Genomic DNA, 10,848 nt, shown 5'->3' with positions numbered 1-10,848 from the left:
ACTTTTACTAAAAAGTGATAAAATACAAGCCGAGATATGAATATTTTAGTCATCGAAGATGAAAAAAAGATTGCCGCTTTTATCAAGCAGGGCCTGAAAGAAGAGGGATATGTTGTATCGGTTGTAACCGACGGAGAACAAGGTTATAACGCGGTCCGTACAAACAAGTTTGATTTGATTATTCTGGACCTGATGTTGCCCAAAATTGACGGGCTTACACTATGCAAGAAACTACGTCAGGAAAATTTTTTTACCCCTATCATTATGCTTACAGCTAAAGATGCCGTGAAGGACAAAGTCGCCGGGCTGGACGCGGGGGCAAATGATTATCTGGCAAAACCTTTTGCCTTTGAGGAACTTCTGGCCAGAATTCGGGCTATACTTAGAAAAACGGACGTGAGACAGGAAACGGTTTTGACTATTGGGGATCTAAGCATGGATTTATTGAGCCACAAAGTTTCCAGAGCAGGCAAAGAAATTGTACTGACTACCAAAGAATTTTCGCTGCTGGAATATTTGATGCGTAATGCCGGCACCATAGTTACCAGAACCATGATTTCCGAGCATGTGTGGGACATTAATTTTGACACAGACACCAATGTTATTGATGTATACATTAATTATCTAAGACGCAAAGTTGATCAGGGATTTGAGACAAGAATAATACACACTATCAGGGGCAGAGGTTATACTCTGAAGATATAAATTAAATGTTCATAAAATCAATTCGTTTTAAAATAACCCTCTGGTATATGTTTCTGCTGTTTTTTACATTGGCGATATTCAGCATAGTGCTTTATTACGCTTATACTCAGCTTCTATATGAAAATTTGGATAATCTGCTGCGATCCAGAGCAGAAGGTATCGGATATTCTATAGACACATATTGGGAGAATGAAAAACTTAATGCCATGCGTCTTGGAGCTCCGGCAATCATTTTTTCCAAACTGAATAATCAGGATTTTCTGGAAATAGCTAAAAACTGGGTGGAAATTAAATCCAAGGATTCAAGGTGGCTGAATATTGTGGTGCAAATCTTTGATGCAAAAGGTAAATTGATTGTGTCATCTAAAGATATTCCCAATATCGAACGTCTTCCCGATACAATTTTCAAAGATATTCTGAACGGTAAAGCTCTGCTTTACAATATAATTATTACGACAAAAGAAAAAACCACTCTGGAGATGAGGGTTTTTACAATGTCTGTAAAAGAAAATGACCGCATTGCCTATGTGATACAGGTAGCAATTCCGTTAAGGACATTACGCGCGTCACAAAATATCCTGAAAATGCTTTTTCTTATTATTTTGCCATGTATAGTTTTATTAACTGGTTTAGTCGGCGCTTTTTTAGCACGACAGACGTTAAGACCGGTTAACGCTATTATCAATTCTATTGACCAGATTACTGCCAGTGATTTGTCTATAAAGGTAAGCGTTCCAAAAACTAATGATGAAATTCAGCGTCTGGCAGAGACATTTAATGAATTATTAACCGATCTGGAAGATACTCTGAGTTCTCAGAAACAATTAATGCAGGACATTTCTCATGAGCTCAGAACACCGCTTACCATACTTAAGGGGGAAATAGAGGTTATTTTGAAAAAACAACGCACTCCGGAAGAATATCAACAGGTATGCCTTAGCGGCCTGGAAGAGATCAATACGATGACCAAGTTAATTGAAAATTTGCTGATTCTGGCAAAATATGAGAGCTTAAAGATTTTACAGGAACCTAAAGAAATTGCCATTCAGGATTTACTGCAAAAGATAGTCAAAGATTTAAGGATACTGGCAGAAAACAAGAATATACGCATCGTCCTTGATGAATTAAAGCCGGCAAAAATTATTGGTAATGAGAATCAATTATTCAGGTTGTTTAGTAATATTATAGATAACGCTGTTAAATATACCGAACCGGGAGGAGAAATAAGAATTAGTGAAGTTAAGTATGATAAACAGGTTAAAATTTTAATTCAGGATACCGGTATAGGAATTCCAGAAGAAGCCCTGTCGCATATTTTTGACCGGTTTTATCAATCCGATAAATCGAGACATCATGATGGTTTTGGCTTGGGATTATCAATAGCCAGGTCCATAGTTCAACTGCATAAAGGCAAAATAGAAATAAGCAGTGAAGTGCATAAGGGAACAACCGTTTGTATCTGGCTTCCGCTTTAAGATTAAAAATTTTTAATTTTATTTTAATTTTATTTTAATTTTACCTGGTTATAATTTAACTATTCAATTAATTAACGAAGGAGGTGAATCATATGAAAAAATTATCAATTATTGCTGTAATTATCATGGTTTCAATAGTAGCTACCAGTTTCGCAGCTGAAAAGAAAGCTGCTGCTGACAAAAAAGCAGAAGTTAAAGTAGAAAAGAAAGCGGAAGTAAAGGTAGAAGCTCCTAAAGCTGAAGCAGTAAAAGCTGAGACTCCAAAAGCAGAAGTGAAAGTAGAGAAGAAGGTTGAGAAGAAAGCAGGAGTAAAAGTAGAAAAAAAGGCTGAAAAGAAAGCAGAAGTGAAGGCAGAAGCTCCTAAAGCTGAAGCAGTAAAAGCTGAGACTCCAAAAGCAGAAGTGAAAGTAGAGAAGAAGGTTGAAAAGAAAGAAGAAGTAAAAGTAGAGAAAAAGGTTGAAAAAAAAGCAGTAAAGAAATAATATTTAATTGCTTTATGTTGCTATAGTTCCTGGACAGTTTTGCAATTGATTGTATAAATGGTTCAGGGACTATGGTAATCCTGAAATTTTAAATCCCCCTGATATTTATGGAATAAAATCAAGATGATGTGGAATTTCATCATTATCGAAGGAATTTAATATAATTAAACTTGTTTTATAGTAAGTATATTGTATAATTTAACCAAAGAGTTAAACTATATGGTTAAATCAAATGGTTAATAATAATATTTCAGGTTACACGACAGATTCCCAGACAGAAAATAAAATTTTGAGGTCGGCGCTGAATGTATTTGTTAACAAAGGCTGGCATGGAGCCAGTATGCAGGAAATAGCCGATAATGCAGGGGTAAACAAAGCTCTGTTACATTATTATTTCAGAACAAAACAAAACCTTTATGAAAAAATATTTGAGTTTATTATAGCTAAAAATTTTCAACAACTTAACGATTGCCTGAATGAAAATGGAAATTTTTATGATATTTTAAGTAATTTCGTAGACAGGTACATTAATATTTTCGCGGATAATTCCAAATTATCTCTGTTTATTATGAGAGATTTTATTTATGGGGGGAATATTATAACCAAAGAATTTAAAAAGCTTGCAGATACTCCCACAGGTTTGCCACCTCAGAAATTTATGCGGATTACTGAAAAAGCGAAGGCCAGAGGGGAAATAAAAGATGTGAATTCGTTCCAATTATTGCTGACAATTCTTGGGGCTTGTATATATTCTTTTTTCGCGGAACCTTTGATAAAAGAGATAATGCCTTTAAAACCTGAGATAAATTCTAAAGAATTTTTAAAAGAAAGAAAAAGATCCATTGTCGAAACAATTTATAATGGTATCAGAAAGGACAAAAAGTGAAACAGGATTTTCCTAAAATTTGTTTAATAGTTTTTTTGCTTATACCCGTCGCCTTCCCGCAGGTACAGCTTAAAGACGTCCTCTATAAGGTTATGGATAATTATGCTCCTTTGAAATCCGCTAAATATGCTTATGAGAAGGCTGAGCTGGAACTGGATAACCAGCGAAAAAAGCAACTCCCCGGCTTGGCGTTTGACTCTTCATACAAATATATCAGTGATGTGGCCACTATTACAATTCCACCCAAGACGGTAGCTATGGGAGTAAACAATAATTATGATATGGGTATAAGCGCAACCTATTTATTATTTAATGGTTTTGCCAAAGAAAATGTTATCAGAATCGCTGAGGACCAAAAAGAAATTATGAGGCAGGAAGTACTGAAAAAAGAGAAAGATACTGCTTTTGAAACCATTGAGACCTGGAAAAATATTGAGAATTTGAAATTACAGAAATCAATAATCAAAGCTGGGCAGGACAGGGTTAATATTCAGTTGAACAAGATTAAGTCTCTTACAGGGCAGGGTTTTTCTTTGCCTATTGATGTTTTAAATACACAATTGACTTTGGCAAATTATGAGCAAAAAATGCTGGAGTTGGACTCTACTCTGCAAACTGCCGGTGACAAGCTTAATAATATGGCAGGCAGTATTATTGAGGTGCCCACACCTGACGAGCAGGAATATACGGATAGTATGACGGTACCTACTTTGAATGTGCAGAAAAGAGAAGAAATAATGGAACTGGAGTTAAACCGTAATATAGTTGCGGAACAACAGCACCTGGCTCAGGCTGTTAATTATCCGGAAGTTGTATTAAACGCGGGATACCGCTATGGCAGACCGGGACTTAACCCGTCAACAGATGAGTGGATGAGCTACTATACATTTGGAGGAGCCATACGCTGGAATCTATGGGATTGGGGCGCCAGAAACAGTGAAAGTGATTCCAGAGAAAAAGAAATCAGCAGTATTGTGCAGAAAAAACAAAATTTTACAGACCAGATAAGTCTTGGTTTTGACGCAGCGCTCAGGGATTATCGTTCCATGCAAAGTAAATATAAAGTATTGAATAAAACCAAATTTTTGGCTGGTGAAAAACTGCGTTTAATTACAGAGCAATACGCGGGCGGATTTGTATCAAATTCTGACTATCAGAATGCGGAAAAAGATTTTCTGGAAGCCCAGTTAAACTACGAGCAGCAGATTGTTAAACTGCTTTTAAAAAGAATAGAGATCGAATATTTAAGCGGAAAATCATGGACAGAATGGAGGCTGGAATAAATGAAAAAAATAAGAATAGTTGTAGCTGTTTTGGTGCTGTTGGGTATATTTCTTGTTATTTATAAAAAAATTGATGAGAATAAAAAACAGGATGTTTATCAGGGCTATCTGGAAGCCACCAAGATCAAGATTTCCAGTCAGGCTTCGGGTACAATAACAAGTTTTCCGGTAAAAGAGGGGGATACAATCAGCAAAAACAAAATTATCGCTATTATAGAAGGCGATAAACTGCAAACCAAAAGGTAGCAGAATTTGCTGCAGATTAGAAGTATGGCGCTGAATCTGGATTCAACCCGGGCCCAGATTGAGCAGATATCCGCCCAGCTTGCCTTTCAAAAAGATACTTTGGCCAAAACAGGTTTGCTTTTAGCGCAGGGTGCTGCAACTAAACAAAATAACGATGACTTGAAGACCCAGGTAACAATCCTTCAGGCCAAGCTGGAAGAAGCTAACAGCAGATATGCCATGATACGTAATGAACGGGAGCAGCTACTTTCCGCATTGTCTTTTCTGGACTTACAAATAAAAGATACAATTATCAGAGCACCGCAGGACGGGACTATATTAAACAAATATTATGAACAGGGTGAGGTTATACAGCCGGGTATGGTTCTTGTGGATCTGGCCGACCTGAGATCGCTGGATGCCAGAATTTATTTGCCTCTGTCCAGGATCCCTTCCATAAAAATCGGACAAGAGGTAAGAATTAAGACTGATGGTATTAAAGAAAGTTTAAAAGGAAAAATTACCTGGATTGCCAGTGAAGCAGAATTTACGCCCAAGACAATTTTAACCAAGGAAACTCGTACTACCCTGGTATACGCTGTGAAGGTAACGGTAGAAAACCCTGATGGTAAATTGAAAATGGGTATGCCTGTTGAAGTTGATAACCTCACCCAAAGATGAGGTCTATGGTCCTTAAGATAGATAATCTTTATAAGTCTTACGAAGCTATTAAGGCCTTGCAGGGCATTTCACTGGATATTGCCAAAGGAGAGTTGTTTGGTCTTTTGGGGCCAGACGGTTCCGGCAAGTCCACATTGATAAGAATAATTGTTACATTGCTGAAAGCTGATTCCGGAAAAGTGTTGTTTCAGGACAAAGAGGTTCAGAAAAATGTAGCTTTTGTACGCAGGAATATCGGGTATATGCCGGAAAAGTTCAGCCTTTATCAGGACCTGACTGTCGCGCAGAACCTGCATTTTTTCGGCGAACTGTTTGGCATAAGCAGAGAAGAACGCCTGAAAAGGATGGAGCAACTATACATGTTTTCCAACTTAAAATCTTTTGCGAACAGAGCCGCAGGTGATTTGTCCGGAGGCATGAAGCAAAAGCTGGCACTGTCCTGTATGCTGATGCACGAGCCGGACGTGATTGTGCTGGATGAACCTACTACCGGCGTGGACCCGGTTTCCAGACATGAATTCTGGCAATTGCTGCATGCTTTGATAAAACAGGGTAAAAGTATTCTTATTTCAACACCTTATCTGGAAGAGGCATCTATGTGCCAGAGAGTAGGGCTTCTATATAAAGGCCGGATGTTGTCTGTAGGCCAACCTGACGAATTAATAAAGGGTTTCAAGCTGCCTTTATTTTTAATTACTTCCGATTCTCCGACAAAATTATATAAACAATTATTAAAGACCGAATGGAAGGATAAAATAGAGCTTTTCGGTTCCGGGGTACACCTTATCGGAGAAGCAGGAAGTACAATGCAAAATATTAAAAGTAGTTTGAAGCACTATAAAGAATATTATAAAGAGATAAAAAATATTGATGTTCAGCTGGAGGACCTTTTTTTGAAACTGATTAAGGAAAAAGAATGACTATCAGCAATACTTCAGTAGTTGAAGTAAATAACCTGACCAAATTGTTCGGTGACTTTAAAGCAGTGGACAAGGTTTCTTTTTCAGTAAAAAAGGGAGAAATTTTCGGATTTCTGGGAGCCAATGGCGCAGGCAAAACCACCACTATCCGCATGCTTTGCGGGCTGCTTTTACCTTCCGAAGGACAAGCCAGCGTGGCAGGTTTTGATATCTATACCCAAACTGAAAGCATCAAGAAAGTAATAGGGTATATGAGCCAGAAATTCAGCTTATACGGTGATTTGACCATTAAAGAAAATATTGAGTTTTATGGAGGAATATACGGCCTGAGCAGGAACAAAATAATAAACAAAATTCAGGAACTTTTAAGCTATCTGGAGTTGGACAAACAAGCTAATTTATTAACCGCATCATTACCTATAGGCTGGAAACAAAGACTTGCGCTGAGTACGTCGTTACTGCATGATCCCCAGGTTGTTTTTCTGGACGAGCCGACCAGCGGTGTGGACCCGATATCACGCCGGAACTTCTGGATGCTTATTTATGACTTGGCCGAACAGGGAAAAACTATATTTGTTACAACCCATTATATGGATGAGGCTGAGTATTGCCATAGAATAAGCATTATGCGCGACGGTCAGATTGTAGAACTGGATACGCCATATAATCTAAAGGAAAAATATAAAATGAAAACCATGCAGGATGTTTTCCTGGCCGCGGTAAAAGGGAAGCGTTAATGGAACAATGTCATCCCGCACTTGATGCGGGATCTAAAGAGAAAAAGGGTAGATCCTCGGGTCAAGCCCGAGGATGACAAATAAAAAATATGAGGATGACTTTAATGCTAAATGTGGTACAGAAATGAATAATATAATAACAATCATCAAAAAAGAATTCATCCATATTATCAAGGACCCGGGATCACTTTTTTTTACATTGGTCTGGCCTGTAATTCTACTGATATTTTTCGGGTATGCCATAACCTTGGAAATACGCGGAGTACAAACTATTGTCAGTGATAACTCACATTCTGCGGAAAGCCGACTGCTGGTTCAGAAACTGGCCGCCGGACATTTTTTTAAGGTAAGGGTAAAGACTGTAGATAAAAGCAAAATAAATCAGATATTTCAACAAAAAAAGGCCAAATGTGTAATCATTATTCCTGAAAATCTGGTTAAGGATTTGCAAACCAAGCCACAGGCTGATATTCAGGTGCTGATCGATGCCAGCGACCCCAATTCGGCTGCCAATATTTATAACTATCTGAACATGATTGTAAGCCAGTATAATAAAGAACTTAATTCCGGCTTAACCTTGCCTGTTGAACTGACGGTTCGTTTTTTATATAACCCGGAGCTGAAATCCACCTATTTTTTTGTGCCCGGTCTTACAGCCGTGATTATGCTGCTATTAAGCGCTTTGCTTACCAGCATTGCCATAGTCAGGGAAAAAGAACAGGGCTCCATGGACCAGATACTGGTAAGCCCCGTAACAGCCATGGAAATAGTACTGGGGAAAGTAATACCTTATGTCCTGGTTGCTTTTTTAGCCGGGATAATTGTGCTTTTCGCGGCCATGTTCTGGTTCGGTGTGCCTATGCGCGGTTCATTTGTAATGATCATGGCTACTATGCTTGTTTATGTTTTTACCGGTGCCAGTTTCGGTATTCTTGTTTCCAGCATTGCCAAAACCCAGCAGATAGCGCTGCTTATAAGTTTGATCACAACACTTTTACCTACCATATTGCTTAGCGGGTTCATGTTCCCCATAGAAAGCATGCCTTTAATTTTTCAATGGATTTCTGCAGTAATTCCGGCTACACATTATATTCAAATTATCAGAGGAATTATGCTTAAAGGAGCCGGCATTGCAGAGCTGTACGACCATATTCTGGCTTTGTTTGCCATATCAATGGTCTTGATAGTTGTAAGTATTAAAAAAATGAAAGACAGCCTGGAATGATTTGCATGTCATTGCGAGGACTGAAAGGACGAAGCAATCTACATGACTAAACAGTATTATATATATTTAATGACCAATAGTAGAAATAGCGTGATATACGTTGGCGTGACTAATGATTTAATGCGAAGAGTTAATGAGCATAAAGAGCAACTGTTAGAAGGATTTACCAAAAAGTATAATATCAACAAGTTGGTCTATTATGAAATATTTCAGAATAGTCGTGAGGCAATAATAAGAGAAAAACAGATAAAAGCTGGCTCTAGAAATAAGAAAAACGAGTTGATCAACAAGGTAAATCCTGAATGGAAAGATTTATTTTATGACTTATAGAAAACTTGTAAGATATGTAGATTGCCGCGCTTCGCTCGCAATGACGGTGAACAACCTATTTTGGCATGCCATGACAAAAAAAGATAAAAAAGGAATAATATGATCCAACGTATACTATATCTGGTCCAGAAAGAATTCCGGCAGGTTTTTCGGGAAAAAGCCAATCTGGCCATTATTTTCGTGATGCCCTTTATTCAACTGGTTATTCTGGGGTTTGCGATTACCACTAACGTGAAAAATCTGGACATGGTAATTGTGAATAAAGATTTAACCGATTATAACCATGAAATAATCGACGCCTTCAGCTCCACGGATATTTTTAATGTACTGGGTGTTATCAACTCCCAGCAAAGCGCCCTGGCGGATTTAAACAGCGGCAGGATAAAAGCCGCTGTCATTATTCCGGAAGATTTTACCAGGCAGTTGAAATCCGGTCAGACACCTCAGTTACAAGCGGTTTTTGATGGTGTTGATGGCAACAGCGCCGGTGTTGCCGCAGGGTATGTAACCCAGATTGTGGGTAGACTGCAGAAAACCTGGCTGCAGGAAAAATCAGTCTATACCGCGTCAAGACCACGGGCAATCCATCAAATCAATCTGGTGCCCAGAATGCTTTACAACGATAATCTGGAAAGTTCATTCAATATCGTACCGGGGGTATTGGCCATGCTCCTGACCATGATCACACTATTTTTAACAGCTGTGAACATAGTGCGTGAGAAAGAAAAAGGAACACTGGAACAGCTGCTGGTTACACCTATCAAGGGAGGAGAACTGATATTGGGCAAGATTATTCCTTACGCTGTGCTGGGTTTTATATTGCTTAATGTTGGCATTCTTACCTCTGGTATCATTTTCGGTATCTGGATAAAAGGCAACCTGATTTTGCTGTATCTTTTGAGTATTATTTATATGATGACCACGCTCGGTCTGGGTATACTGTTTTCTACAGTTGCCAGGACTCAGCTGCAGGCTATGATGATGGCCTTTTTCTATTCCTTTTTTTCCATCATGCTTTCGGGTTTTTTTATTCCCATAGAAAATATGCCGGATGTTATACAGGCGTTTACTTATTGCATGCCTTTGCGCTATTTTATGCAGGTAACCAGAGGTATATTTTTAAAGGCCTCAGGTCTTTCCGCTTTATGGCCGGAAATGGTTATGCTGACGATTTTCGGAGTAGGTATTCTGGTCGTGGCCAGCCTGAGGTTTAGAAAACGGTTGAATTAAAAGCTGTTAAGCTTTGGGAGAAAGTTTGCCGGCTCTTTTATTGAATTCCAGAGAAAATTTGTTATATATACTGCGGACATCAAAAATTTTACTATATATATCCTGACTGATGTTCAGGGCTCCTTTAACCATCTGCAAATAGTTTACATTCTGCGCTGGTTGATTATTTCCCTCAGTTGCAGGCTGGTTGTGGAAGATGATCTGATTGAAATATTTTTTGGCCGAATCCAGATAAAAGTAAGCTGACTCACTATCAAAGGTTTTTATACTTGATTCTGCTATATTCATGGTTTGAAAGAGCAGCATTAATTTCTGGTAGGGCAGTTTGTCGTTCATCTTGAAAAGTTTGTGCAGCTGCAGATTGATACTGCGAAGCATATCAAGAGCCTTTATAGCGTCTGATTCCTGTTTGTACACCTGCTCAAGGATATCAGTAAAAAGTTCATTTATTTGTTGTGCCATTTTTTCACTCACTGCGTTTACCTCAAAAGAAGAATTTTCTTTAGCCATTTCCTGCACAAACACGAAAGTATCTCTGATAACGTCTGAGTCCTGCAAAGCCAGATTGGCGTCGATTTTTTGGATGATCCTGGAAAACAGATCATTCATTTTTTTATCCAAATCTTTTTTCTCCATTTTTATATCGATAAAAGTATAATCAAGCGGTTT

Annotated in this window: 13 protein-coding genes; 12 read left to right on the top strand and 1 reads right to left on the bottom strand. The window is 38.3% G+C overall.

Features of this window, described 5'->3' with window-relative positions; all coding sequences use genetic code 11:
- Nucleotides 1-36: 36 nt before the first annotated feature.
- The 12 genes from PHV30_10815 to PHV30_10760 all read left to right on the top strand — a co-directional run bounded on the left by PHV30_10815 (nt 37) and on the right by PHV30_10760 (nt 10,179).
- The gene (locus PHV30_10815; GenBank protein MDD5457505.1) at nt 37-705 is read left to right on the top strand and encodes a response regulator transcription factor; all 669 of its coding nucleotides are present in this window, start codon (nt 37-39) and stop codon (nt 703-705) included.
- A 5-nt stretch (nt 706-710) separates the two neighbouring features.
- Nucleotides 711-2,180 (top strand): ATP-binding protein, encoded by a 1,470-nt coding sequence (locus PHV30_10810; protein MDD5457504.1) that lies wholly within the window; start codon nt 711-713, stop codon nt 2,178-2,180.
- A gap of 92 nt (nt 2,181-2,272) precedes the next feature.
- Nucleotides 2,273-2,662, top strand: coding sequence for a hypothetical protein (locus PHV30_10805; protein ID MDD5457503.1), 390 nt, complete (start codon nt 2,273-2,275; stop codon nt 2,660-2,662).
- Nucleotides 2,663-2,894: 232 nt separating this feature from the next.
- Nucleotides 2,895-3,548 carry a TetR/AcrR family transcriptional regulator gene (locus PHV30_10800; protein MDD5457502.1) on the top strand — a complete coding sequence of 218 codons (654 nt, stop codon included), beginning with the start codon at nt 2,895-2,897 and terminating at the stop codon, nt 3,546-3,548.
- Nucleotides 3,545-4,831: a TolC family protein gene (locus PHV30_10795; GenBank protein ID MDD5457501.1), complete on the top strand. Its 1,287-nt coding sequence runs from the start codon at nt 3,545-3,547 to the stop codon at nt 4,829-4,831. The genes PHV30_10800 and PHV30_10795 overlap by 4 nt, the downstream gene beginning before the upstream one ends.
- Nucleotides 4,832-5,077: a biotin/lipoyl-binding protein gene (locus PHV30_10790; protein ID MDD5457500.1), complete on the top strand. Its 246-nt coding sequence runs from the start codon at nt 4,832-4,834 to the stop codon at nt 5,075-5,077.
- A gap of 6 nt (nt 5,078-5,083) precedes the next feature.
- Complete coding sequence (locus tag PHV30_10785) at nt 5,084-5,737, top strand: HlyD family efflux transporter periplasmic adaptor subunit (GenBank protein ID MDD5457499.1); 654 nt, start codon at nt 5,084-5,086, stop codon at nt 5,735-5,737.
- 5 nt (nt 5,738-5,742) lie between these two features.
- Nucleotides 5,743-6,657 carry an ABC transporter ATP-binding protein gene (locus tag PHV30_10780; GenBank protein MDD5457498.1) on the top strand — a complete coding sequence of 305 codons (915 nt, stop codon included), beginning with the start codon at nt 5,743-5,745 and terminating at the stop codon, nt 6,655-6,657.
- Nucleotides 6,654-7,394, top strand: coding sequence for an ABC transporter ATP-binding protein (locus PHV30_10775; GenBank protein ID MDD5457497.1), 741 nt, complete (start codon nt 6,654-6,656; stop codon nt 7,392-7,394). The genes PHV30_10780 and PHV30_10775 overlap by 4 nt, the downstream gene beginning before the upstream one ends.
- A 73-nt stretch (nt 7,395-7,467) precedes the next feature.
- Nucleotides 7,468-8,619 (top strand): ABC transporter permease, encoded by a 1,152-nt coding sequence (locus tag PHV30_10770; protein MDD5457496.1) that lies wholly within the window; start codon nt 7,468-7,470, stop codon nt 8,617-8,619.
- Between the two features lie 42 nt (nt 8,620-8,661).
- Nucleotides 8,662-8,949 (top strand): GIY-YIG nuclease family protein, encoded by a 288-nt coding sequence (locus PHV30_10765; protein MDD5457495.1) that lies wholly within the window; start codon nt 8,662-8,664, stop codon nt 8,947-8,949.
- A 99-nt stretch (nt 8,950-9,048) separates the two neighbouring features.
- Complete coding sequence (locus PHV30_10760) at nt 9,049-10,179, top strand: ABC transporter permease (protein MDD5457494.1); 1,131 nt, start codon at nt 9,049-9,051, stop codon at nt 10,177-10,179.
- Nucleotides 10,180-10,185: 6 nt separating this feature from the next.
- Here the strand turns inward: PHV30_10760 and PHV30_10755 are convergent.
- A partial coding sequence (locus PHV30_10755; protein ID MDD5457493.1) for a hypothetical protein occupies nt 10,186-10,848 on the bottom strand: 663 nt, incomplete at its 5' end.

This window comes from Candidatus Margulisiibacteriota bacterium (assembly GCA_028715625.1).
Taxonomy (GTDB): Bacteria; Margulisbacteria; Riflemargulisbacteria; order GWF2-35-9; family GWF2-35-9; genus JAQURL01.
The sequence above is the reverse complement of the archived record's forward strand: the minus strand, read 5'-3'. Positions and strand labels throughout refer to the sequence as shown.

Excerpts from the sequence above, each read along its gene's own strand:
- PHV30_10760 (MDD5457494.1), top strand. The coding sequence starts at position 9,049 with ATGATCCAACGTATACTATATCTGGTCCAGAAAGAATTCCGGCAGGTT.
- PHV30_10800 (MDD5457502.1), top strand. The coding sequence starts at position 2,895 with ATGGTTAATAATAATATTTCAGGTTACACGACAGATTCCCAGACAGAA.
- PHV30_10775 (MDD5457497.1), top strand. The coding sequence starts at position 6,654 with ATGACTATCAGCAATACTTCAGTAGTTGAAGTAAATAACCTGACCAAA.
- PHV30_10805 (MDD5457503.1), top strand. The coding sequence starts at position 2,273 with ATGAAAAAATTATCAATTATTGCTGTAATTATCATGGTTTCAATAGTA.
- PHV30_10790 (MDD5457500.1), top strand. The coding sequence starts at position 4,832 with ATGAAAAAAATAAGAATAGTTGTAGCTGTTTTGGTGCTGTTGGGTATA.
- PHV30_10815 (MDD5457505.1), top strand. The coding sequence starts at position 37 with ATGAATATTTTAGTCATCGAAGATGAAAAAAAGATTGCCGCTTTTATC.
- PHV30_10765 (MDD5457495.1), top strand. The coding sequence starts at position 8,662 with ATGACTAAACAGTATTATATATATTTAATGACCAATAGTAGAAATAGC.
- PHV30_10770 (MDD5457496.1), top strand. The coding sequence starts at position 7,468 with ATGACAAATAAAAAATATGAGGATGACTTTAATGCTAAATGTGGTACA.
- PHV30_10810 (MDD5457504.1), top strand. The coding sequence starts at position 711 with ATGTTCATAAAATCAATTCGTTTTAAAATAACCCTCTGGTATATGTTT.
- PHV30_10780 (MDD5457498.1), top strand. The coding sequence starts at position 5,743 with ATGGTCCTTAAGATAGATAATCTTTATAAGTCTTACGAAGCTATTAAG.